Genomic DNA, 26034 nt, shown 5'->3' on the forward strand with positions numbered 1-26034 from the left:
TTAAACAGGACTTGAAAGATCAATTCTAAAATGCCATTTAGTACAACAACTTCTGCTTTTTTCAAGCAACAACTCTGGGGGTCAATTTAAAATTGGCGAAAGGGGGTCAAATTTATTGGTATATGCAGACGATCACGGTAAGGTTGTTTTTAATGGAAAACTTTCCAAACAAACAATTGATAATGGCAAAATCGCTGAGATTGGAGTAATCAAACAATCATTGCAAAGCATCGTCCAGGCAAAAAAATTAATTTTAAGTGTTAAAATAGACAGCTTCGAAAACAGTTGGGACTTTTTTGTTTACCCCAAACAACTGCCGAACCTTTCTACATCCGTCTTGATAACCAATTCCTTAAACAAAGATGCGATCAGGGTATTAAATTCAGGCGGAAAAGTTTTATTAACCTTACCTAAAGGAAGCATCTCGGCAAAAAAGGGTGGCAGCATTGCAGTTGGCTTTTCTTCTATTTTTTGGAATACCGCATGGACTAAAGGAGCTCCGCCTAACACGCTTGGTATACTGTGCAATCCTAAACATCCGGCCTTTGCGCACTTTCCGGCTGATTTTCACAGCAACTGGCAATGGTGGGATGCAATGTCACATAGTAATGCAATTATTCTAGACTCGGTGGCTAAAGTGGATAAACCAGAGGACATTGACCCCTTCTCGCCGGAAATAAATTTTCTGCAAAGTTTTGCTTGTCTGTATTTTAGCGAATTAGCGGATAGGGGTCAAGTGAACTGGTTTTCGCAAATTACCCAAATGTTATTTCAAATTTGGAGTTGTAAAACTTAATTAATATTATTGTAAAATAAAACTTTATAATATAAAATTGTATATGAAGATAGGTTACAAATGGTTAATATTATTTTTGCTGTGGTGGGCCTATTTCTTAAACCAAGCCGACCGGCAATTATTTAGTATAGTATTACCGCAGATTAAGGCAGAGCTGCATTTAACCGATACTCAACTGGGTTTAATCGCCTCTATTCTTAGCTGGACGTTCGGCTTGCTGGTGCCTGTGGCTGGTTTTATAGGCGATAAAGTGAGTCGCAAGAAAATGATTGGCTTTAGCCTTTTATTCTGGAGTTTAGCCACGATATTCACTGGTTTTTGTAGCACACTGCTTCAATTCATATTTTTAAGAGGGGTAGCCACTGGTGGCGGAGAAGCTTTTTATGCACCGGCAGCCAATTCGCTCATTAGTGACGAGCATCAAAAAAACAAGTCATTAGGTTTGGCTATACACCAAACGGCTGTTTATTGCGGTATCATATTATCAGGGCTAATTGCCGGTTACATTGCTGAGACTTATGGATGGCGAAGTGCTTTCTATCTATTTGGCATATTTGGTGTACTGATATCGGTCATCATATTTTTCTATTTTAAAAATGATATTCCGGTTCGGGCTACTCAACCGCTTAGCGTATTTTCGGTTGGAAAAGTATTGGTCAAGAAATCAACTTTTATATTGCTGACACTGGCCTTCGGCTGTATGGTTTTTGTAAATATCGGATACCTAACCTGGATGCCATCTCTCATGGTTGAAAAATTTCATTTATCACTCAGCCGGGCAGGTTTTTCAGCTTTGTTTTACCACCATGCAGGGGCTTTTTTAGGGGTAATCTTTGGCGGCCAATTGGCTGATAGATTCGCGAAAACCAAACCTATTTATCGCCTGCTGGTGCAAAGTGTGGCGTTGTTTGCCGGTGCACCATTTATTTATTGGGTTGGTATGAGTGATACCTTAACCATATCTTGCCTAGCGCTTTTTCTCTTTGGTATTTTTCGGGGGATCTATGATGCCAACATTTATGCGTCTATTTATGAGGTTGTACCACCCTCAATAAAATCGTCAGCAACTGGAATCATGATCATGTTTGCCTTTATAACAGGTGCGTTTTCCCCTTTGCTATTGGGTGTATTAAAACCAACGCTGGGCTTAAGTGTGGGCATATCAAGTTTATGGGTAAGTTATTTTTTAGGTGGTGTATTTATTATGATTGCCATTGTGCGTTTTTTCAGGAAAGACAGAATAGTGCATACCGAATTTAACACTGTAACCGAAAAATAAATGATATATGACAAAATTTAATAATATCGCTAATCGGGATGATTTAGTGTGCTATTGGGATTTCAACGCAACAGATCCATACCTTTCCAAAGGTAACCATGCCTACAGATTAACAGAAGGCAATGGCGATATGGTAATACGGAACGATGGGCCTTTGTCTGGTTCTTCAGTGGAGATTAAAGAAGGGCAATATCTGTATATCAAACGAAGTGAATGCCCTGAATTGAATATTTGTGGCCACCAAGCTCAGGTTACGGTAATAGCCTGGGTTAAACGCATGCCCAAAAGCTATGTTCAATGCGAGGCGATAGCAGGGATGTGGAATGAAACCGAAAAGCTCCGACAATATTGTCTGTTTTTAAACCTTCGGTTAAATGACAGTGCCGATCAGGTTTGCGGCCATATATCTGGCCTAGGCGGCCCTACGCCCAATCAAAAATGGTGTATTGATGCATCAATAGGCGCCACGCCAGTTTTGTACCACGAATGGAACTTTGTAGCCTTTATTTATGATGGAAATTCTATCACTTCATTCATAAACGGAATCCCAGATTTGAGGCCTGATACTAATCCTTATGAATATCAGCGGGGTATCTTTGATGGTGGCATAAGCGGATCAGATTTTACAGTTGGCGCTGTACATCGCTTAGGTGAAATGGGAAATTTTTTTGTCGGACAGTTAGCTGGTTTAGCCATATATAGCAAGGCTTTATCTGCTGAGGAGATTCTAGCTATTCATCAAAAAACCTTGATGTAATCTCCTTTATGATTATGATTGAACGGGAGTGATAAATGTTTTAAATTGATTATCAATTAATAGCAAGAGTATTGTTTGAAAGTCGTTGACGGGAAAAGACCTTAATTCAGGTTATTTAAACCAAAACCACTTTAGGGCGGTTTTTTTAGTTGCTTAAACTAATGGAAATTATAGGTATTGGTTTTTGATTACCAGTCTGTTACATAGGTGATGATAGATAATCGTGATTGCGAATCAGGAATGGAGCGGGCTGAAACAATTTCTTTTGCCTTGAATCCTCCATAATCTACTCATAAGATTGTTTCTTAAATTGTTGTAACGTGAAAACATCCATAATTCACGTTAAATAATTAAACCCTACCTACCGGCCCATTCCAATTAATGTATCAAATAAGGAAAAAATTATTTGCATCCAAAATAATTAAATGTAAATTAGATTTATATTGTAAAGTCTTATTTTATAATATAAAATAATAAAGTATCCTATTACATTTTCTAACCAATTCAAATTTATGAAATCTACAGTATCCTTAATGTTGGGAACATTGTTTTGCATCTTCTTGTTGCAAAGCGCCATGGCCCAGAACATCGCCATTACCGGAAAGGTAGTTGATGCAAATAATAAACTCAGCTTGCCTGGTGTGAGTGTTAAGCTTAAAGGCGGAACCACCGGTACAGTTACTGATGGCAATGGAGCATTTAAAATTAATGTTCCGGCACCAAATGCTGTACTTGTTTTTTCTTACGTTGGTTACCAAGACCAAGAAATTTTTACGGGTGCCAATACGGTACTAAATGTTAATTTGGTGATCAGCAACAATGAACTAAACGATGTGGTTGTAGTGGGGTACGGCACGGTAAAAAAAAGCGATCTCACCGGCTCGGTATCTCAGGTAAAATCCAAAGAGCTTAATTCATTTCCAGCTACCAACCCATTACAAGCTTTGTCTGGCAGGGCTGCCGGAGTTCAGGTATTGCAAAATGGTGGGTCGCCTGGTGGAAGTGTGAGTGTGCGCATAAGGGGTACAAATTCTGTGCAGGGCAGCAACGAACCACTGTACGTGATTGATGGATTTCCAATATCGGGCACAAATCCCAGCACTATTAATAATGCCGATATCGAATCAATGGAGGTTTTGAAAGATGCCTCGGCTACCGCCATTTATGGATCGAGGGGAGCAAATGGCGTAGTGATTATTACCACTAAAAAAGGCAAGGCCGGCAAAACGGCTGTTAACCTGGAATCGAGCTACAGCACCCAAAGCTTACGCAAAAAACTCGAGCTGATGAACGCACAGGAATTTGCTTCATTTTACAACGAGCAGGCTGCTAACGATAAATTGCCACCATATTTTACCCAGCAACAAATTGATAACTATTCCGGCAATAGTTATGATTGGCAGGATCTTGTTTTTACCAAGGCGCCCATCAAAACGTTATCACTCAACATCAGTGGCGGTAACGATAAAACACAGTTCTCTATCTCAGGAAGCTTTTTCGGCCAAGATGGTATTATCAAAGGCAGTAATTATGACCGTTACTCTTTACGCACTAATATCAACCATGAGATCAGCAAGTTATTCAGTGTGAATGTTTCGAGTGTGCTAACACGCATTAATAGCGCCACAAAGAACAGCACCGGGGGGGCACGTGGGCGTACTATGATTTCTGCTGCCATATCTGCACCGCCAACCCTTACGCCATTTAACGATAATGGTACTTACCGCGATCTGGCCACTGCACCTGGTCATGCATTTGTGTCGAGTGTGTTAACCAGTCCCATTTATTATTTAAACGAAGAAACCAATGAAACAAGGTCTAACCGAATCCTTACCAATGCGGCCATTAACTTTAAACCTATACCCGAACTTACCATAAAAATATTAGGAGGAATAGATAATGCCGACGACCGCGGCGATTCTTATCGTACACGTAATTTTCTAAATTCGGCAGGAGTTGCTAATGTTGGTACTTCTCAAAATTTGAGCCTGCTCAGTGAGAACACCATTAGCTATAACAAAACCATTAATGAATTACACAGTATCAATGCATTGGCCGGTTTTACTTATCAATCGTTTAATCGTACCACACTTAACGGCTCTGGTACGGGCTTTATCAGCGATCAAAGCGGCACTTATGATTTAGGTGCAGCTACCACGCCCAGTACTTCAACATCGGGTTACGTTCGCTCGGCTCTGCTATCTTATCTGGCCCGGGTAAACTATAGTTTCGATAACCGGTACCTACTTACAGCCAGTATGCGTGCCGATGGTTCTTCCAGATATAGCGTTGGTCAAAAATGGGGCTACTTTCCATCGGCAGCTTTTGCGTGGCGCATATCAAACGAAAGCTTTTTTAAATCAGTTACTTTTATATCGGACCTGAAGTTGAGATTGGGATGGGGCAATACCGGCAGCCAGGCCATTGAACCTTACACTACCCTAAACCAATTACAATCTGGCCGTACTGTATTTAATGATGCCTTATTTACAGCTTATGCACCGGGAGCACAGTTACCCGGAAATTTAAAATGGGAAACTACGGTGCAAAAAGACGTAGGCCTGGATGTCGGGATACTGAACAACCGCTTATCTTTTACCATGGATTTCTACATTAAAAACACAAGGGATCTGCTCAACACGGTTAAACTTCCATCTTCATTAGGTTTCACCAGCACGATACAAAATGTAGGTGAAATCCAAAACAAAGGCTTTGAGCTTGGAATTAATGGCAGCATATTCAATGGAGCGTTTAAGTGGGATGTTAATGCCAACATCGGCATAAACCGTAATAAGGTGCTTAAATTGTATGGTGGCGTAGATATTTTAGGTGGCGAAGTAGCCGTGGGGGTAATTAACGATAATGCCAATATTTTACGGGAAGGCAGGCCATTAGGGCAGTTTTTTGGCTATCTTGAAGATGGCTATGATGCCACAGGTAAAATTAAGTACAAAGATACAAATGCTGATGGGGTAATATCGTCTAACGACAAAACATACATTGGAGACCCAAATCCTGATTTCATATATGGTTTTAACTCAACCATGAATTATAAGAATTTTGAACTTACCCTGTTTTTGCAGGGTACCCAGGGTAATGATCTGTTTAATGTTAGCGGAATAGGTAATACCCTTGATTATAGTGCTGGCTTAAACATGATCAAGGATGTTTATTACAATCACTGGATGCCTTCCAATACCAATGCCAAATATCCCGTTCCGAGCAGAAATACCTCGGTCAATATTTCAGATAGAATGGTAGAAAACGGATCGTATTTACGTTTGCGTAATATACAGCTGGCCTACAATATCCCTGTTAATAAAACAAAGCTTACTTGGATTAAAAGTTTACAGGTTTACGGCAGTGGGCAAAACCTGCTCACCTTTACCAAATACTCGTGGTGGGACCCAGAGATCAATTCAAACGGAGGTGCAAATTCCACATCCCAAGGGTTTGATAATTATGGTTATCCAACATATAAGGCCCTTACCTTCGGTTTTAGGGCAGGATTCTAATTTTTAATTTACAAATGTTTAATATCTTAATCACATCATGATGACTATACTTAATAAAAATAAACAGCAGTTGGCATTAAGGTTATGGCAACAAATGAGCAGCCTGCTTTTAATATCGTTAATTTTTACATCGTGCACTAAAGAACTGGTAGAAAACCCGCGTTCCCTTGCCGTAGAAAACTTTTACAATACTGGCGCCGAAGTGGAAGCCGCTACAAATGCTATTTATATACCTTACCGGGATGGATTACCGTTACTTGTTGCGCAACACGAATCTTACACCGATTACTGCTACGGTCGCGGTACTTATGCCCAATTGAGCGATTTCCAAGGGTTAAATACCACCAATATTACCCGTATTCAAAGTATTTGGGATCTATTTTACCTCAGTATCCGTAATGCCAACCTGGTGATAAAAAATGCACCAAATGGTAATGCTATAAGTAAAGCCGATGCAGATAAATATGTCGCTGAGGCAAAATTTTTAAGGGCCTTTAATTACTTTCAGCTTGTACGCAACTGGGATGGTGTGCCCATCCGTACTGAGGCCAACATGAACGATATTGCGGCTAAACGCAATACTTCGCAAGAGGTTTATAATCTGATTATTGCCGATCTTAAGGTAGCTGAAAGCGTTTTGCCGGATGTGTCTGCCCAAATTGGCCGGCCTAACAAATGGGCTGCAAAAACCTTGCTTGCAGATATATATCTGCAAACGGCAAACTATAACGAAGCCCGCGATAAAAGCGATGAAGTGATGAAGTCGCGTAGATATTCTTTGGTAAGCATCGCCTCAACCGATGATTTTCAAAAGATCTTTGGCCCCGAGGTAGTAACAACAACTGAGGAAATTTTTTACACCAAATACACCCGGCAGACACTTTTAGGTAATTTCTGGGTAGCATTCCCCAATCATCCGGGCACAAAACTATTTGGCGCCGGGGGTTTTTTTGCTAATTATAGTGATGCCAACAACCTTGTGTATAAAAATCAGGATAATGCAGATTTAAGAAAAGCACAATGGTATAGTTATAATATTGGTTTGGGAACTACCTCTCTACTGAGTAAGAAGTTTATCGATCCACTGGCAACCACTACTACGGCTGCAGGCAACGATATGCCCTGGTATCGTTATGCCGATTTACTCCTTATTTATGCCGAAGCATCCTGTCGTGCAGCAAATGCGCCAACTGCCGAAGGGCTGGAAGCACTTAATCAGGTTCACCGCCGTGCCTATGGTAAAATACCAACCGCTGTTTCAACGGTCGATTTTGTTCTTGGAAATTATAATGCAAGTACATTTGTTGATTTAATTATCAAGGAGCGTGGCTATGAATTTCAGTATGAAGGAAAACGGTGGCTTGAATTGAAGCGAACAGGTAAGGCAGCCGAAATTATTAAAGCTGCGGTTGGAAAAACCATTGCCCAGAAGCATTATTTATGGCCTATTCCCATTTCTGAAATGAGCTTTAACCCCGCTCTTGATCCGGTAAAAGATCAGAACCCGGGTTATTAGTTAAATGCTTGCTTAACAACTATTTTAACCTGAGTTCGAGTAACAACATGTGATTTAACAAAAATGGTCGTCATTGCGAAGCCGGGCTGAAGCCATCTGAATTGCTAATGGGATTGTTTCGTACTTCGCAATGACGGTCTTGCTGTCGTCATTGTGAAGTAAGGCTGAGCGGGCTGAAACAATCTCACTTTTGTAATGTGATTGCTTCATGCCTTGCAATGACGGTAATGCTGATCCTCATTTCGAAGCAGGGCTTGAGCGAGCGGGGCTTGCTGTCTTCATTGCGAAGCCGGGCATGAGCGAGCTGAAGCAATCTGACTTTTCTAAAATGGGATTGCTTCGTACCTCGCAATGACGGTATTGCGGATCCTCATTTCGAAGCCGGGCTTGAGCGAGCGGGTCTTGCGGTCGTCATTGCGAAGCCGGGTTTGAGCGGGCTGAAGCAATCTCACTTTTCTAATGTGATTGCTCGGTGCCTCGCAATGACGATATTACCGCCTGTTTGTATTTTTTACTTTTAACTTAACCCAGATTGCTACGTGCCCGCAATAACGGAATGATATTAGTAACATATAATTCACGACCCCTTCCTTTCAACTTTATAAAATAAAATCCCGTATAACTTTATATAATAAAATGAAAATCGTTTTTAAGGTTAAAATTTATACTTTCGTAATTGTTAAGTAACTCAAATTTATGATTCAGGTAATTCATAGAGCTTTAGATATTCTCGAATTTATTGGCAAGGATGCCGACAAACCCAAAACACTCAGCGAAATTGCAAATACGCTGAACTTGAACGCAGGTACTTGTGCCAATATTATTAAAACCATGACCAGCAGGCGGTTTGTCCAGAAAATCGATAATAAAAAAGGTTACATTCTAGGTTCAGCGGCCTTTAAACTAACGGGTAGTGATGGTTACAATAAGGAATTGGTTAGCCTCACTCGCCAGGAGCTTAATGCATTAACCGAAACCCTGAACGAAAATTCTGAGATTACGGTACTAAACAACGACCTGCGTATTGTACTGCTCCGCGTATTCAGCAGTCACGATCTGCAGGTACGTGCCGCCTCTGAGAAGCGTGCTTATGGAACCGCATCTGGTATTATTATGCTGGCTTGTTTGCCCGACAATGACCTCAAGAAGTTTGTAAACACTTATGGTCTGCCTGATGATGATGAATGGGATTCGCCAGTGGAAGAAGATTCATTCTATGCCGAGATGGCTCAAATTAAGAAAGACAATTACGCTATCCGGAAAACAAAAGATAATATTGTAGGCATAGCAGTACCAATATTTAAAGATGGAATGGTGATCGCTGCATTAGGTGTATATATGCCTGTGTTCAGGTATGATACCGCAAATAAAAAGGCAACACTTAATGAGATTATTAAAACCGGTAAATTGATTAACCAAAATCTTAAATAGCCTAAGCATCCTAAAAGCAACATGATGAATTTTACCATATTGAAGAGTATCAAAAGTAAAATCAAGTGACGAAAACAAAATTAATATTGCGTTAAAATTTTTAAAAAATTAGTTAACGTTTTTATTTTGAAATTTTGTAAGTCTGAACTTGTCGAAAACCTTTTAATGCTTCTACGAACTCAGCATATCAGACTCTAAAATATAATTTTGAGAGTTTTTGCTTAAAAAATGCGTTTTTGAGATAGTACCTTTAGACTTCATCAAGATCTTACTGAAATTTGAATGGGATCATTAGATTTCTAAATTATTATATAAAAAAAATATTTGTATTAAATAATTAAAAATATAAATTTATGTAATAATACAAAACACTATTTTATATAGTAAAATAACAAATAACCAGATATATAGATAATCATTATGAGCTGATGTAGCAAAGCAATCCGATTTCGCCAGGAGATGCAATCAGATCTTCTTTAGTGGATATCGAAACTGCTTAAATTGATACGCTGGGCGGAGTTGCCAATGAGATTGCTTCGTGCCTCGCAATGACGGTATTGAGGATCGTCATTGCGGAGCCGACTCGAGCGGGCTGAAGCACGCTGAATTTCTAAATGGGATTGCTTCGTTCCTTGCAACGACGGGAATGGTATTTATGCTATTCTTTTGAAGAAGCAATAATCGAAATCAGGTTAATAGAAAAACTCTCTGCCGGCGCTTTATTCTTTCTTTGTGATGTAAAAATTGCGAAGCAAGCTCAAAGCCTTTAAACATAACTAATGGAAAAATGAATAAACCCATCTCCCAGCGCATAAAACACATACTCAATTAGTACAGAAATACAATTTTAGAAACATGAATAATTTTTAAACCCATCACCCACATTAGTTAGAAAAAATTCCAAAAATGCTATTGAACGTATAAATTACGACTATGAAAAACATAAGCCTAAAGAAATATTTTCTCACCATCTTAACCGTCCTTTTATTCGTTCATAACGGATATTGCCAGGCCCATGCAGGTCAGAATCGTCCGCTTCGTGTACTCGTCATCGGAAATAGCTTTTCACAAAATGCCACGACCTACCTGCCTCAAATTGCCAGGGAAGGAGGACATGAGTTAGTTATCGGACGTGCCGAAATAGGAGGCTGCTCGCTGCAAAAGCATTGGGAATTGGCTGAATTAGACATAACTGAACCTAACAATCCTAAGGGGAAACCCTACTTAGGCAATAAATCCCTGCGCATGCTATTAACGAAGGGAATATGGGATGTTGTAACCTTTCAACAATATTCTGGATTATCCGGTAATATAGAAAGTTACAGGCCTTATGCAAAGATGTTGTACAACTTAATCAAGCAGCTACAGCCTAAAGCCCGCATACTTTTACATCAAACATGGGCGTACCGATCTGACTCTAGATCTTTTGGCGAAGTTGCGCCAGGTGTTCCTGCAAAGTCGGAGAAAGAAATGTATGAACGCTCCCGTGCCGCCTATCAACAAATAGCAAAAGAGAATAATATTTCGCTTATACCTACAGGAGACGCCTTTTGGCTGATTAGTAGCGATCCCGCATCTGCTTATAAAAAAGACGAAAATTTTAATCCCGAAACTGCTATTTACCCTGCTTTACCAGATCAGAAAAATTCATTAAATATAGGCTGGGTATGGGTGGATAATAAGTTGGTTTTTGATACCCATCATGCAAACGATGCAGGAAAATATCTGGGCGGATTGGTTTGGTATAAAATATTATTCAAGAAGTCTGTAAAAAAAGTAAAATTCATGCCAAAGGGAATTTCAAAAGAGTTTGCCGGGTTATTGAAAGATAAAGTGGAAAATAAATTGTGATTGTGAATGCTTCATAACCATTTTAACTCAGTGCAATATGCCTAAATACAGTAGTTTAAATTATTGTAGAAGCCTAAGTTCGATAATAAGTAAATGTGAGTTTTGAATAATGGCTGTTATCGCAAAGCCGAACTTGAACGGGCTAAAGGAATCTTTCCCTTTTAATAGATTGCTTCGTTTCTCGCAATCACGGTATTGAGGTCGTTATTGTGAAGCTATGATTGAGAGTAAGCTGAAGCAATCTGACTTTTATGCTGCCTTTGTTAAGATACCGCAATTCACGCCAAGCCTTGTTCCACCTTCCATGTGCTGAGGTAACTTCTCGCAAGAATTTTAAATGAAAAAGAATAAAAAAGTTTGCATATCTAAAAAATTGCTCTAATTTTATGTAATAATGTAAAATATAGTTTTATATTATAAAATTAACCAATATAAACTGTTATTGTAAGTCTGGATTTCTGGTTGTTTCAATCGATGGTTTTCCTTCTTTTTATAGCATTAAAAAATGACCATATGTATTGGTCAAGAAATTATAACCAAATTATAATCCTGAAAGCGTATGAGAAAATTTCTATTATTGTTACTGCTTCCCTTAATGATTATTCATTATGCTGATGCCCAAACCAGGCAGCTTAAGGGAAAAATAACAGATGAAAAAACCGGGGAGTCGCTACCTGGAGTAAACCTGAAAGCTGGCGATAACATCAGGGCTGTGAGTGATCAGAATGGTAATTTTTCCATCAGCATTCCCAACTCAAATGCAGGTGCACTATCGGTGTCGTACGTGGGCTATATCCCACAAACCATCCAGATCGGATCTCGGAACGAGATTAATGTCCGCCTGATCAGTATCTCTCAAGGGCTGGATGAAGTTGTAGTGGTTGGCTACGGCGCAGTAAAGAAACAAGATTTAACCGGCTCGGTAGCGCAGGTAAATGTTACAGACATGCAGAAGGCGCCGGTAAAATCTTTCGATGATGCGCTGGCAGGACGTGTTGCTGGCGTTGAGGTTTCTTCAAACGAAGGGCAACCCGGGATATCCAATAATATTGTGATTAGGGGAAACAACTCCGTTACGCAAGACAATACCCCTTTATATGTAATTGATGGATTTCCAATTGATAATCCAAACAATAATGTGATCAACCCAGAGGAGATTGAAACCATTACGGTGTTAAAAGATGCATCCTCCACAGCTATATATGGTTCGAGGGGTGCTAATGGTGTTATCGTAATTACAACAAAAAGGGGTGCTATTGGTGAGCCTGTGGTAAAATATAATGGCTACGCTGCGGTACAGCGGGTATCAGAAAGGGAGGAAATGATGGGGCCATATGAATTTGTACGCCTGCAAAATGACCTAGATCCAATTACTACAGCCGCGGTTTATTTCAGCAATGGCAGAAACCTAGATTCATATCGCAATGTTCAGGGTATTGATTTTCAAAATGAACTCTACAGAGATGCATTAATGCATAGCAATAATATTTCAGTCAGTGGCGGAACTCCTAAAACACGATACAGCGTTTCCGCTTCGGCGCTCGGTCAGGGAGGGGTCATCATTAATTCCGGATTTTCACGTTACCAAGGCCGGGTAACACTAGACCAGGAGTTGAGCTCAAAAATCAAGATTGGAATTAACGCCAATTATAGCAGTATCAACACTACCGGTACCACGCCATCATCGTCCACTTCGCAAATTAATGCCAGTACTAATTTGATGTATAGTGTTTGGGGTTACAGGCCGGTTAGTGGTAGCAATGCCGATCTCTTAAACGAACTTTTCGATCCAGAGATCGATGAAAATGTAAACTATCGTTTCAATCCTATCTCATCGGTAAATAACGAATACCGCAAAAATGTAAACAACAGTATTATTGCCAATGCCTATATTGATTATGCCATTACCACTAAACTGAAACTGAGGGTAACTGGAGGTTTGAACAACAATCAGAATAGGAGCGAAAGTTTTAACAATACCCTTACCCGTTCAGGAAGTCCGTTTGGTCCCTTGGGTGCTTCGGGTGTAAACGGCGGTATTGCTTACCGGCAGGTAAATAACTGGGTAAACGAAAATACATTAACCTACAACAATACTTTTAATAAAAATCATAGCCTAAATGTGCTTTTAGGGGCCACATTACAAGGAATCAACGCCACCGGCTATGGCTACACGGCAATAGCGGTTCCAAATGAAAGCTTAGGAATTAATGGCCTGGATGAAGGAATGCCCAGAACCATCACCTCAACAGCTACAGGATCAACTTTGGCTTCAGGACTGGCCCGTATAAACTACAATTACAAATCGAGGTACTTGTTCACTGCTACGGTTAGGGCCGATGGATCGTCTAAATTTAGAGATGATAATAAATGGAGTGTATTCACATCGGGCGCATTTGCCTGGAGAATGAGCGATGAGCCGTTTATGAAAAATATTAAATTCATCAGCGATGCGAAGTTAAGGATCAGTTATGGAGAAACCGGAAACAACAGGATAGGTGAATTTTCTACCTATTCTACGTTCATCATCGAGCCAATGGCGGCTTATGCGTTTAACAACAACATTGTTAAAGGAATTATCCCGATGGCCATTGGTAATCCAGGGCTTAAATGGGAAACCACAGCAACTACCAATATAGGTTACGATCTTTCCTTATTTAAAGATAGGATCCAGTTTACCTTTGATGCTTACCGCAAAACTACTTTTGATTTATTGTTAAATGCAAGTTTACCAACTACAACCGGTTATGCCAATGCGTTTAAAAATATTGGTAAAGTGCGCAACCAGGGTTTGGAGTTTACGCTAAATACGGTAAACATCACAACTAAAACCTTTACCTGGTCATCCAATTTAAACATCAGTTTTAATGATAATAAATTGCTCGGACTGGCAGATAACCAGGAATCTCTGCAAACGCCTATTGTATGGGAGAGAAGATATACTGGCGTTCCGTTATATGTGGCTAAATTAAACAATCCCATTGCTGCTATGTATGGATTTGTTTTTGATGGCATTTATCAGTTCAGTGATTTTGACCAGTTGCCAGATGGTAGGTATTCGTTAAGGCCCGATGTAGTTAATAATGGAAGCGCTCGTACCGCAGTTCAACCTGGAGATATCAAGTACAAAGATTTGAATGGTGATGGGGTGGTAAATACTTTGGATCAAACTCAAATTGGCCGGGCATATCCTATTCATGTGGGTGGATTTTCAAATAACTTCAACTATAAAAACTTCGATTTGAATGTCTTTTTGCAATGGTCTTATGGCAATGATATTGTGAATGCGAACCGATTGGTTTTTGAAGGAAATGCAACCGGTGCGGTAGGCCTTAACCAGTATGCGAGCTATGCTGATCGTTGGACACCTACCAATCCAAGTAATACACTTAACCGTGTTGGTGGCCAAGGTCCGGCTTATTATTCTTCAAGAATAATTGAGGATGGTTCTTATTTGAGGTTGAAAACAATATCACTGGGTTATAGCCTGGGGTCTGAAGTGTTAAAAAACATTAAGGTGAGATCATTGAGGGCTTACTTATCGGCGCAGAATATTTTTACCATCACCGGTTACAGTGGTCCTGACCCCGAAGTGTCGGTCAAAAACTCTACGCTTACACCAGGATTTGATTACTCTGCCTATCCCCGGGCCAGAACATTAACATTCGGAATCAACGCAACTTTTTAGTTTACATATTAAGTCAGAAAGATGAAAATAAAATTATCACTGCTTTTACTTTTATTGGTATTCAGTATAAGTTCTTGCAAAAAATATTTAGAGGTGCTTCCAAAGGATTTTGTATCTCCTGAAAATTACTTCAACAATGAAACAGAACTCAATACCGCTTTGGTTGGGGTTTATGATATTATGGGTAGCGCAGCCCTTTACGGAGAAATCCTATGGTCGCAATTTGAAGTGGCCACTGATGAAAGTTTCTTCAGGCAATCAACCACAACCATAGGTGTACAGGTTTACAACTATGATTCCAACAATAGCTCCGTTGCGGGTGTATGGAAAGCACTTTATGCCGGTATTGAAAGAGCAAATATTCTGTTGGCAAATATTAATAAACCTGCAATGCCAGAAGCGAATAGAAGTGTAGTTATGGGAGAAGCGCTTTTCCTGAGGGCCTACTATTATTATTTGTTGACTTCCAACTTTGGTGATGTACCATTGATTTTAGAACCGACAAAATCTGTTAATAATCCTGAAATTGCCCGTACACCTCTTAAAGAGGTTTATGCACAGATTTTATCAGATATGACTACTGCTGAAGGGTTGGTAAAACCGATCACCGCCTATAACTTTGCTGGTCGTGTAAGTAAAAGTGCGGTTCAGGGCATATTGGCTCGTGTTTGTTTAAAAATGGCTGGAAATCCATTAAACGATAAAACGAAATATGCTGATGCCGCTAAATGGGCAAAAATGGTGATCAATTCAGGAATTCACAGCCTAAACCCTTCATACGAACAAATATTTATCAACCATATGCAGGATAAATACGATATTAAAGAAGGTATCTGGGAAGTGGAGTTCACAGGGAATTTATTACAGTCGGGCGTAAATGAAACGGGCAGGCTTGGCGTTTTAGGCGGATTGGCCGGAACTAATGATGAAATTGGAAACAGTTATGGGCAATGGAACGGAACCCGTGTACTGTACGACATCTATAAACAGCAGGATTTACGTCGCGATTGGAACATAGGTTCGTATTACTACAGTGGCGCAACAAAAACGAAAGTTTTCCAAACCGTGGCAGAAGCCAAAAGTGTTGGGAAATGGCGTCGGGAATACGAACTGCTGACCCCAAAAAACAGAAATTACAACGGCGCCAATTTCCCATTGTTGCGGTATGCTGATGTACTGTTAATGTATGCCGAGGCAAAAAATGAAATATCCGGTCCGGATGCCGAGAGTATCAATTATGTGAATTTGGTAAGGCAACGTGGCGCAGGAAAAGAGTTAAACGGAACCAATGTATTTACCGTAAATGTAGTGAACGGCGGTTCGGGGTATACAACAGTTCCAAACGTTACCATCAACGGAGGTAGTTTTACCACCCAGGCCACTGCCACTGCTGCCATAGCCAATGGCAGGGTAAGTGCTATCACTGTGGTTACACCTGGCGCATTTTATACATCAGTACCAACGGTTACCATAGCAGGAACTACCGGAACTGGTGCTACAGCGAACGTAGCTTTGTCAATCGCTACCGATGCCAATTTACTTCCCGCAGAAACCGCAGATCAAACGGCATTCAGATCGAGCATTATTGATGAAAGATCGCGTGAATTATGTTATGAAGGTCTTCGCCGGGGAGATTTGATCAGATGGGGGATATTTATGGAACGGATGAAAAATGCAGCATCAGTGGCAACATTAAGGTATATTGCTGCCTTTAAATACGCTTCCCGTCCCGGAGATAACATTTCTGAAAAACACAATCTTTTACCAATCCCATTATCAGAAATTTCATTGAACAGATTACTCACTCAAAATCCGGGTTGGCTATAACCGAGTTTTTACTTTAAATGAACAAACATGAAACATAAAATTTATACTGGTTTAATCGCGCTGACTATCCTTGCAGGCTGTAAGAAGTTATTGGTTGAAGAACCTGAATTTGAGGTGATCACTGATAAAACAACCTATAAAGTGGGTGAGGAGGTGAATTTCAAATTTACCGGAAACCCTGATTTGATTTCAGTTTACCGTGGAATTCCCGGAGAGAACTATGATTTTAGAACCAGAATTACAGCCGATGGAATACCGCAACTTAATTTCACCACATTGATTCAGAATACAGGTGAAACCAATACGTTAAGATTGATGGCCTCAACCAACTTTACTGGTAAATATGATCCTGCTGGTATTGCAGCTGCATCCTGGACAGACATTACCTCGAGAGCCACATTATCTACAGGAACAGACAATACGCCTTCCGGAACAATTGACCTATCTGATTTTAAGGCCGCAGGTAAACCTGTATATCTGGCTTTCAAATACCAGGGGTATTTTCATCCAACCCTTAAACAACCGTCCTGGTTTCTTCGCACGTTTAACGTTAACAATGTTTTACCTGAAGGCCGAACGGCTGTTATTGCAGCTATTGGCCAGGTGGGCTGGGTTGGCGTTGATGTTAAAAACCCAACAGTGGTTTGGGGTGTGCCCACCACGGGTCAGGTAGCCATTGATGGCACAGGAGCTGGTGCCATCAATGAAGATAATGAAGATTGGGTGATCAGCAGGCCTTTTAATTTATCGGCGGTTTCTGCAGATACTGGTCTGGGTTTGAAAACTGCAACCACTTATTTAAGCAATTATACTTATACTTATACGGCTCCCGGAACCTATATTGTTACTTTTATCGCTGCAAATGCAAGTCGTGATGAAAGCAGCCAAATTGTTAAACAAATTAAGTTGACCATCGAACCATAATTTACAATCATGCCCAAAAAGAGCAACATTCCATTCTTATTTATTTTACTAGTCTTTTTATCCGCTTGTGCTGCCCAGAGGCGCGATAAAAACCTACCAAACCAAAAATCAATAAAAACCGCCATGCAAAAGGTTTTTAATTGGCAAGTGGCCAATCCTGTTGTGGGTAACGCTAAAAACTATGATGATTGGGCAAGAGGTGTATTTTATGCCGGAATCATCCGTGCGTACGAAACCACGAAAGATAAAAATTATTTCAATGAAGCTGTTCATTGGTCGGAGAGTTTAAATTATAAGTTGGCAGAGCGGTACCGTCATGCCGATGATCATACCCGTGGGCAAACCTACCTGGGAATTTATGCCGTAACTAAAAATCCAAAAGCGATTGCGGATACCAAAATGGTTTACGATTCCTTGATCAATAACCCGAAACCGGGCAGAGAAGAATGGTGGTGGTGCGACGCCCTGTTTATGTCGCCCCCGGTATTGGTGCGTTTGGCAGAGGCTACTGGTAACCAAAAGTACAATGAATTTATGAGCAAAATGTGGTGGGATACCACCGATTTCCTGTTTGATAAAGAGGAAAATCTATACTATAGAGATAAAAGCTTTTTCCAGCGCAGATCACCCAATGGAAAGAAAATTTTCTGGTCGAGGGGTAATGGATGGGTAATGGGAGGCTTGGTTCAGGTGTTGGAACATTTGCCAAAAGACGATCCCAACTATAAGAGGTTTGAGGCCTTGTACATGAAGATGGCAGTAAAAATAGCTTCGCTGCAACAGGATGACGGACTCTGGAGGCCAAACCTTGCTGATCCGGCAGAATATACCAATAAGGAAACAAGTGGTTCTGCATTTTATGTATTTGCACTTACCTGGGGCATTAATAACGGATATTTAAGTAAGAGCAAATATCTGCCTATCATTTTAAAGGGCTGGAAGGGTTTGAATGATCAGGTGACCGATGATGGAAAGCTTACCTGGGTGCAGAAAATTGGATCAAAACCCGAAGCGGTAAAAAGCGATGATAACCAGGAATATGGCTCTGGAGCATTTTTAATGGCAGGTAGCGAACTTTTGAAGCTTAAGTAAATGAACAAAATAAAACTTGGTTGGTTATTGGTAATCCTGACTTTGGGCATTCAATCCGCTCAAAGTCAGCTGCCATATCATCAGGTTATCAATAGATATAAAAATTTTTTAATCGATTTAGATACCACTTCTACCTTAAATATTAAAAATTGGTTAGCCACTGCAGATGAAAGTGGAAAATGGCCGGATGTGGATTACGGAGATCAAAACTCATCTTCATGGAAAACCACCGAACACCTCAATCGGTTGGTTAAAATATCGGTAGCCTATCAAAAAAGTGGAAATCTCTATTACCAGGATAACAGGGTAAGAGCTGCCATTACCAGGGGCTTGGATCATTGGCTAAGCAAAGCTTACCGCAATCCAAACTGGTGGTATAACGAAATAGGTGTGCCACAGTTCTGGCGGGATATCATCACCTTGGATGGAAATATTCTGGATGAACAACAGCGTACAAAGGCCTTAAATATTTTGCACCAGTTCAAACTCAGGCCCAATTTTACCGGTGCAAATCTAACGTGGAGTGCTGATCTTTCCCTGCATTATGGTCTGTTTACCAAAAATGATTCGTTGGTAAGCCAGGCAAGCAAACTGCTGGCAAAGGAAATAAAGATTAGCAGTGGCGAGGGCATCAAGAACGATCATAGTTATCACCAACACGGTAGCCGCTTGCAAACCCACCACTATGGGGCTGCTTTTTTGAAAGAAAATATTAGGTTGAGTGAAGAACTGAAAGGAACGCCCTATGCATTCCCAGCTGAGAAAATTGTTATACTGAAGGATTTTTTATTGGAAGGATGGCAGTGGATGGAACGTGGCATTTACCTAAGCCCAGGCAGTATTGACCGAGCCGTAAGCCGTAAAGGTTTTTTGAAGCAGGATATCTCCAGGTTAATGCCCTATTTAATGGAATTAAATCCTGGATATCGCGATCAAGCGCTCGCGTTGATGCTTAAATCACAGCAGGGGACGGCGCATAATTTGCAAGGTTTTAAATACTTTCCATTTTCTGATTTTGCAGCCTACCAGCGACCCTGTTTTAGTTTTTTCCTAAAAACGATTTCCACCCACACAGAAACAACCGAGCAGATTAACAGTGAAAACCAAAAGGGCACATTTTTAAATTTGGGCAATACTTACTTTATCCGAAATGGCAAGGAATATACCGACTTAATGCCCGTTTGGGATTGGAATAAATTACCAGGTGTTACCAATTTTTCAGGTGCTAAAAGCATTTCACGATCTAAGTATGCAGGTGGCGTACATGCGAACGGAAATGGCCTTACGGTAATGGATATTGAAACCGTTGGATTAAACTCTAAATTTTCAGCAAGTAAATTTTGGGCAATGCATCAGGGAAGCATATTTTGCCTTATCGGAGATGTTGCTTTAACAGGGGCTACCGATAGCATTTTTACCACATTGGAGCAAAGCCGAATTCAGGGAGATGTATTTTTAAATTCTGCTGATTATGTTTTTGACAATAGTACAACTGAAGAGGTGAATTGGATACATCATCATGGCTTTTCTTACATTCCGTTAAGCAAGAACAAGGTGCAATTAAGCGTTGGTGGTGTTAGTGGAAGTTGGTTCAATGTGACCAAATCAGGGTCAAAAGAAACCCAAATTGAAAAAGTTTTCAAGGTGGTGCTTCATCATCAAAATAACACGTCTTCAGCATATTTGGTTGATGGCATTACGCCCATTAATCGGGTTCGGGAGCGGATTGATAAACCTGATTGGCAGATATTAAAGAACACCAAAATTTGTCAGGCCATCAATTTTAACGATGGCACGATGATGGCCTCATTTCATCAAGCAGGCACTTTGAAATTTGCGAAAAGTACGATCAGTGTGGGTAGGGAATGTTTGCTTGTGATTGATTCAGGTAAAATATACGCAAGTGATCCGCTTAAAACTGGAGGGAAACTGGAAATCCGGATTAACGGGAAAAAACTAACGCTTGATCTTCCTGCAGATGGAACAACCGTAAATCAAAATTTATGAAAAAAACTATTGCGATAACATCCTTGCTATTTTTAATGCTGTCGTTTATGGGTTGGTCTCAAGAAACCATTCCATTATATAAGGGCATAATTCCCGGTTCAAAAACAGATGATCAATATGTAGAAAAACAGCACATTGGCGATGACGGGAAAAGATATATTTCATTTGTTAGCAAACCAAGCTTAACTGTTTTTGCTGCCAAAAAAGGAACCGAAAATGGCGCCGCGGTAATCATTTTACCAGGTGGGGGTTATCAGGTATTGGCTGTTGAACACGAAGGAGAGGATTTAGCCAAAAGGTTTAATGAATTTGGGGTAACAGCTTTTGTGGTAAAATACAGGTTGCCAAACGATGCCATCATGACAGATAAGAGCATGGCGCCATTGCAGGATGCGCAACAAGCCATGATTTTGGTGAGGGAGCAAGCGGCAAAATGGCATTTGGATAAAAATAAGATCGGCGTGTTAGGCGCATCAGCAGGTGGGCATTTGGCCGCAACCCTGGGCACTCATTTCGATCAATCGTATGTGCCCAATCCATCAAAGATAAATTTAAGACCCGATTTTATGGTGCTGCTTTATCCACGAATATCCTTTGAATTAGGCGTAGAATCAAGTTCAGCAAAAAACTTGGTAGGACCTGAATTTAAAGCCGAAAAAATGGCTTTTTTCTCGGTAGATAAACAGATTACTGCACATACACCTAAAACATTCCTGCTTCATGCCACTGATGATCCTGTGGTTAAGGTTGAGCATAGCATCTTGTTTTATCAGGCTTTGATTAACAACAAAATTCCTGCAGAAATGCACATTTATCAGGCAGGTGGACATGGATTTGGCCTCAATAACAAAACAAATAACGACGATTGGTTTCTAAGACTTATAAGCTGGATGAACTCAAATCAAATCATTACAAAGAAAAAATAATCAAAAACACTCTTTACATCGATACATGGGCAACATCATCCTCACTTCAGACGACTTTGGTTTAAGCAAGATATACAATCGGGAAATTTTACTGGCGCTACAGTCTGGTCTGCTCACATCAGTATCGATTATGGTAAACAATCATCTTACCAGGCAAGAGCAACAGGTGCTTTCGTTAAAATTGCTTGCTCAGGAAAAAAACATCAGTTTAGGTTTACATTTGGAGATAGGTGCTAATGAGAAAGATATTATGCAAATGTGCCACAATCAGTGGAATAAATTTACCGATATACTTGGGCTTCAACCCGATTATATTGATATTCATAAAGATCATCTTTTCAAACACTACTATGATGTGATCGCTGATTTTTGTGTAGAAAAACAGGTGGCGTTTAGAAAATACAAAGAGACTACGGTGAAACTCAAAGCACCAGATGATATGTTTATCGCCTCTACAAAAAGTCTGGATACTATTGAAGAGCGTTTAAAAGTGATCAAATCGAATGAAACGCTTGAAATGATATTCCATTTGGGTATGTACGATGAAGATGTGGTCTCATCCTTAAATAAAGAACGGGCAGAAGACCGTAAAAAACTGGAATGGGCACATCAGGTGATCAACAGGCTGGGCCTTAAAATAATGAGCTACAATCAATTGAAATAAAATGCTATGAAAAGAATAATCTGGTTGTGCCTTTGTCTGTTCTGCCTAAATAAAGGTTTTGCCGCTAAATACTACTGCAACCCATTAAAAGGGAAAATGAGCAATAAGGGGAATTTTGATTCACCTTGGAGCACTTTGGATTCTGTTTTTTTAACCAAAAAAAGCCTAAACGCAGGAGACAGCATTGTTTTAATGTCTGGTAATCATCTCAGTCCAGTCATCTCTGGAAACTTAAAAGGTGTTCAGCCGGTTACGGTTGTGGCCGGAAAGGGGCAGTTTCCCAGAGTTAATAGCTTGCTGGTAGCAGATGGAAAACATTGGAAAATTTTTGGTTTAAAGGTTTGTCCTGACGATACGGGTTGGCTGGAAAAACGAGATTGTGTCATCATCAAACCTACTGCTAGTTTTATTACCATTGAAAACTTCGATATCAGCTCAACAGATAGCTGTGTCAGTAATTGGTCGGCAGCAAAAATACTGGCAAGGGCAGGCTTAGGGATCAGGGTAGAAGGTACCGATTGTTCACTTATTAATAATTCGCTTAAGCAGGTGAGTTTTGGTATTGTGGTTGCTAAAACAGCCATCAGAACTAAAGTATTTGGAAATATTATCTATGGCTTCCTTCACGATGGCATAAGAGGCTTATCCAACGATTCGGAATTTGAGTTTAACCTGGTGGCAGGTTCTTATGGCATTGATGACAACCATGATGATGGCTTTCAAAGCTGGAGCACCGATGAAGAGGGGAAAGTGGGAATGGGAAAAGTTTCAAATGTGGTTTTGAGAAACAATATTTTTATCAGTCAGCTCGATCCACGCCAACCGTTTCCTCAAAAAACAGGTATGCAGGGCATTGGTTGCTTCGATGGCTTTTTTGAAAACTGGACCATTGAAAACAATGTGATTATAACCAATATGTGGCATGGGATTTCGTTTTACGGCGCAAGAAACGTAAAGATCCTGAACAATACGGTGGCGAGCAACCCATTTGCCGGTAAACCGTTCACGCCTTGGATCGGGATTTATAACCATAAAAAATTAGGCTCCGGGATTGGTAATACGGTAAAGGATAATTTTACCACCGGTATAAGTGAATTGAATGGTGTAACAACGGAATCAGGGAACATCAAAGTTGATGCAAATCGCTTAAATGAATATTTTGAAAATTGGAGATCATTTAAATTTGGAATCAAATCAAAAATAAAAAGAGGCAATAAAGTTGGGGCCGATATCCATAAATTGCCCAAAATTAATTTACAATTGTACCAGTGTACCAAATAAATACCATTAAAGTATGATGTCATCCAAAAAATTGGTTTTTATATTTTCTTTTATTTGTTGTGCTATTTTTAGCAGAGCACAGGATGTTCCGGTTAACCCTGAATTATTAAGAAAGCAATGGACGGCTTTTTGGATTTCCTGCCCAAATGTGGCGCAAAGAGATTATGGCATTTACCATTTCCGTAAAGATTTTACCCTAAATACACTTGCCGAAAAATTTATTGTCCATGTTTCTGCTGATAACAGATACCGCTTGTTTGTAAATGGAAAAGATGTTTGTAATGGACCTGCACGAGGCGATTTGTACAACTGGTATTTTGAAAGTATTGATATTGCACCTTATTTAAAAACTGGTAAAAATGTAATTGCCGCCCAGGTTTGGAATATGGGCACACTGGCCCCGGTGGCACAAATTTCTAATCAAACTGCATTTGTTTTGCAGGGCGATACGGAAGCAGAATCGTTGGTCAATACCAATTCAAGCTGGAAGGTAATCGAAAATAAGGCCTACCAACCTTGCTCTATCGATAACGGCATACGGTTAAAAACATATATGGTGGTTGGGCCTGGAGACGAAGTGGAGGGTAGCCGATATCCATGGGGATGGGAAAGGGCTGATTACAATATAGCAAAATGGTTAAAGGCGCAGCAAATCGCAAACCCCGTTACTGCTGGCTATGGTACCGACAACCTATGGACACTTGTACCCAGAAACATTCCATTGATTACCGAAAAGATGCAAAGAATGGCGAAAATTGCGAGGGTATCAGGATTGAAAGTCACCAATAACTTCTTATCAGGAAAAACCAGCTTAACCATACCACCAAACAGTAAGGTCAGCATCTTGGTCGATCAAAATTTTAACACGGTGGCATACCCCGAACTGATTGTAAGTAAGGGTAAAGGTTCTTCGTTAAAGTTTACTTACGCCGAAGCACTGTTTAAAAACGATATTAAAGGCAATCGAAATGATATTGCCGGAAAGGAAATTGTGGGCAACTTTGATGTTTTTCATCCTGATGGTGCAGACAAAAGACTGTTCAGGCCCTTGTGGCTTCGCACCTACCGCTTTATTCAACTGGATATTGTTACTGCAGCGCAGCCCCTGGTAGTTAATGATTTTTACGGGATGCAAAGTGGTTACCCCTTTAAAGCTGTGGCAAGTTTTAGCAGCAATGATCAATCTCTGCAGGAGATTTGGAAAGTAGGGTGGAGAACCGCTGAGCTTTGTGCCGGAGAAACCTATTACGATTGTCCATATTATGAACAGCTGCAGTATGAGGGAGATACCCGCATTCAGGCACTCATATCATTGTATGTTACTGGTGATGACCGGTTGATGCGCAAGGCATTGCTGAATTTTTATCACTCAAGGGTACCAGAGGGATTAACACAGGGGCGGTATCCAAGCAATAGGTTGCAGGTAATCCCACCATTTTCGCTATACTGGGTATCCATGGTTCATGATTATTGGCTGCACCGAAATGATGATGCCTTTTTGGAACAGTTTCTGTTGCCCATGGAAGAGGTATTAAAATGGTATGAAAACAACATTGATCCACAGAAGCAAATGCTTGGACCGATGAAGTGGTGGAATTTTACCGATTGGAATACAGCATTTGATTTTGGGGTTCCCGATGGGGCCAATGATGGAAATTCATCCATTATTACCTTTCAGTACGTTTACACCTTAAGGCAGGCTGCAAATGTATTTAAGCACTATGGAAAGGTTGAGCAAGCCAGGCATTATACAAAACTTGCCGATCAGTTAGGTGCAAGCTCATACAAATTGTGTTACGATGCAAAAAAAGGAGTAGTTGCTAATACCCCGCTAAAGAATAGTTTTAGTCAACATGCAAGCATTATGGCAGTATTGTCTGGTGCCGTTCCCGAAGCTGATGAAGAAGAGATACTAAATAGGGTTTTGACAGATACCACATTAAGTCAGGCAACCTTTTACTACAGGTTTTACCTTAACCAGGCCCTCAAAAAAGCTGGGATGGCCGAGCTATATTATAGTCAGTTGGAGCCTTGGCGGGAGATGTTGCGGAATGGTCTCACTACATTTGCTGAAAATCCCGATCCTACCCGCTCAGATTGCCATGCTTGGAGTGCCAGCCCCAATTATGATTTCCTGGCTACCATCTGCGGCATTATGCCTGATGCTGCTGGTTTCAAAAAAGTATTGATTCAACCTGCTTTAGGTGAACTCAACCAAGTCACTGGCCATATGCCTCATCCTTTTGGAACGATTGATGTTTCAATAAAAAGAGTTGGCGATGGAATAAAAGGCACGGTAAGTCTACCTCCGAATGTTACTGGAAGATTTGTTTGGAAGGGTATTGAAATGCAATTAAAAACTGGGATGCAACAAATAAGCTTTAATTGATTGTATAAATAAATATAAATGGCCTATCCTACCAAATTTATTTAAGTAATTTTAATGAGTTATATCTTTTTAGTGTGATGCTGGACAAACC

Annotated in this window: 16 protein-coding genes; all 16 read left to right on the forward strand. The window is 40.3% G+C overall.

Translation table 11 applies throughout. From position 1 onward, the window contains the following. Positions 1–115 precede the first annotated feature (115 nt). The 16 genes from LUA86_RS18680 (at position 116) to LUA86_RS18755 (ending at position 25943) form a co-directional block, all read left to right on the forward strand. The gene (locus tag LUA86_RS18680; RefSeq protein WP_231465630.1) at positions 116–796 is read left to right on the forward strand and encodes a hypothetical protein; all 681 of its coding nucleotides are present in this window, start codon (positions 116–118) and stop codon (positions 794–796) included. A gap of 43 nt (positions 797–839) precedes the next feature. Next, positions 840–2075 carry an MFS transporter gene (locus tag LUA86_RS18685; RefSeq protein ID WP_231465631.1) on the forward strand — a complete coding sequence of 412 codons (1236 nt, stop codon included), beginning with the start codon at positions 840–842 and terminating at the stop codon, positions 2073–2075. A 7-nt stretch (positions 2076–2082) separates the two neighbouring features. Then, positions 2083–2832: a LamG domain-containing protein gene (locus LUA86_RS18690; protein ID WP_231465632.1), complete on the forward strand. Its 750-nt coding sequence runs from the start codon at positions 2083–2085 to the stop codon at positions 2830–2832. A 512-nt stretch (positions 2833–3344) separates the two neighbouring features. Further along, positions 3345–6347, forward strand: coding sequence for a TonB-dependent receptor (locus LUA86_RS18695; protein ID WP_231465633.1), 3003 nt, complete (start codon positions 3345–3347; stop codon positions 6345–6347). A 37-nt stretch (positions 6348–6384) separates the two neighbouring features. Beyond that, the gene (locus LUA86_RS18700; protein ID WP_231465634.1) at positions 6385–7863 is read left to right on the forward strand and encodes a RagB/SusD family nutrient uptake outer membrane protein; all 1479 of its coding nucleotides are present in this window, start codon (positions 6385–6387) and stop codon (positions 7861–7863) included. 696 nt (positions 7864–8559) lie between these two features. Continuing rightward, positions 8560–9294 (forward strand): IclR family transcriptional regulator, encoded by a 735-nt coding sequence (locus tag LUA86_RS18705; RefSeq protein WP_231465635.1) that lies wholly within the window; start codon positions 8560–8562, stop codon positions 9292–9294. Between the two features lie 933 nt (positions 9295–10227). Beyond that, on the forward strand, positions 10228–11145 hold the full coding sequence (locus tag LUA86_RS18710; RefSeq protein WP_231465636.1) for a DUF4886 domain-containing protein: 918 nt from the start codon (positions 10228–10230) through the stop codon (positions 11143–11145). Positions 11146–11704: 559 nt separating this feature from the next. After that, a complete protein-coding gene (locus LUA86_RS18715) occupies positions 11705–14833 on the forward strand; it encodes a TonB-dependent receptor (RefSeq protein ID WP_231465637.1) in 3129 nt (1042 codons plus the stop codon). 21 nt (positions 14834–14854) lie between these two features. After that, on the forward strand, positions 14855–16660 hold the full coding sequence (locus LUA86_RS18720; protein ID WP_231465638.1) for a RagB/SusD family nutrient uptake outer membrane protein: 1806 nt from the start codon (positions 14855–14857) through the stop codon (positions 16658–16660). A gap of 27 nt (positions 16661–16687) precedes the next feature. Further along, complete coding sequence (locus LUA86_RS18725) at positions 16688–17584, forward strand: DUF5017 domain-containing protein (protein WP_231465639.1); 897 nt, start codon at positions 16688–16690, stop codon at positions 17582–17584. A gap of 123 nt (positions 17585–17707) precedes the next feature. Next, positions 17708–18676, forward strand: a complete 969-nt coding sequence (locus LUA86_RS18730) for a glycoside hydrolase family 105 protein (RefSeq protein ID WP_231465640.1) — start codon at positions 17708–17710, stop codon at positions 18674–18676. Further along, a complete protein-coding gene (locus LUA86_RS18735) occupies positions 18677–20683 on the forward strand; it encodes a polysaccharide lyase family 8 super-sandwich domain-containing protein (RefSeq protein WP_231465641.1) in 2007 nt (668 codons plus the stop codon). Next, complete coding sequence (locus LUA86_RS18740) at positions 20680–21609, forward strand: alpha/beta hydrolase (RefSeq protein WP_231465642.1); 930 nt, start codon at positions 20680–20682, stop codon at positions 21607–21609. Before LUA86_RS18735 ends, LUA86_RS18740 begins: the two co-directional genes overlap by 4 nt. A 25-nt stretch (positions 21610–21634) precedes the next feature. Then, a complete protein-coding gene (locus LUA86_RS18745; RefSeq protein ID WP_231465643.1) occupies positions 21635–22273 on the forward strand; it encodes a ChbG/HpnK family deacetylase in 639 nt (212 codons plus the stop codon). A gap of 6 nt (positions 22274–22279) precedes the next feature. After that, positions 22280–23554 (forward strand): right-handed parallel beta-helix repeat-containing protein, encoded by a 1275-nt coding sequence (locus LUA86_RS18750; RefSeq protein WP_231465644.1) that lies wholly within the window; start codon positions 22280–22282, stop codon positions 23552–23554. Between the two features lie 13 nt (positions 23555–23567). Continuing rightward, on the forward strand, positions 23568–25943 hold the full coding sequence (locus tag LUA86_RS18755; protein ID WP_231465646.1) for an alpha-L-rhamnosidase C-terminal domain-containing protein: 2376 nt from the start codon (positions 23568–23570) through the stop codon (positions 25941–25943). Positions 25944–26034 lie beyond the last annotated feature (91 nt).

Source organism: Pedobacter sp. Leaf132, assembly GCF_920984695.1.
Taxonomy (GTDB): Bacteria; Bacteroidota; Bacteroidia; order Sphingobacteriales; family Sphingobacteriaceae; genus Pedobacter.

Coding starts and splice junctions, on each gene's coding strand:
- LUA86_RS18690 (WP_231465632.1), top strand. CDS start 2,083: ATGACAAAATTTAATAATATCGCTAATCGGGATGATTTAGTGTGCTAT.
- LUA86_RS18700 (WP_231465634.1), top strand. CDS start 6,385: ATGATGACTATACTTAATAAAAATAAACAGCAGTTGGCATTAAGGTTA.
- LUA86_RS18740 (WP_231465642.1), top strand. CDS start 20,680: ATGAAAAAAACTATTGCGATAACATCCTTGCTATTTTTAATGCTGTCG.
- LUA86_RS18695 (WP_231465633.1), top strand. CDS start 3,345: ATGAAATCTACAGTATCCTTAATGTTGGGAACATTGTTTTGCATCTTC.
- LUA86_RS18735 (WP_231465641.1), top strand. CDS start 18,677: ATGAACAAAATAAAACTTGGTTGGTTATTGGTAATCCTGACTTTGGGC.
- LUA86_RS18710 (WP_231465636.1), top strand. CDS start 10,228: ATGAAAAACATAAGCCTAAAGAAATATTTTCTCACCATCTTAACCGTC.
- LUA86_RS18705 (WP_231465635.1), top strand. CDS start 8,560: ATGATTCAGGTAATTCATAGAGCTTTAGATATTCTCGAATTTATTGGC.
- LUA86_RS18750 (WP_231465644.1), top strand. CDS start 22,280: ATGAAAAGAATAATCTGGTTGTGCCTTTGTCTGTTCTGCCTAAATAAA.
- LUA86_RS18720 (WP_231465638.1), top strand. CDS start 14,855: ATGAAAATAAAATTATCACTGCTTTTACTTTTATTGGTATTCAGTATA.
- LUA86_RS18715 (WP_231465637.1), top strand. CDS start 11,705: ATGAGAAAATTTCTATTATTGTTACTGCTTCCCTTAATGATTATTCAT.
- LUA86_RS18745 (WP_231465643.1), top strand. CDS start 21,635: ATGGGCAACATCATCCTCACTTCAGACGACTTTGGTTTAAGCAAGATA.
- LUA86_RS18685 (WP_231465631.1), top strand. CDS start 840: ATGAAGATAGGTTACAAATGGTTAATATTATTTTTGCTGTGGTGGGCC.
- LUA86_RS18730 (WP_231465640.1), top strand. CDS start 17,708: ATGCAAAAGGTTTTTAATTGGCAAGTGGCCAATCCTGTTGTGGGTAAC.
- LUA86_RS18725 (WP_231465639.1), top strand. CDS start 16,688: ATGAAACATAAAATTTATACTGGTTTAATCGCGCTGACTATCCTTGCA.
- LUA86_RS18755 (WP_231465646.1), top strand. CDS start 23,568: ATGATGTCATCCAAAAAATTGGTTTTTATATTTTCTTTTATTTGTTGT.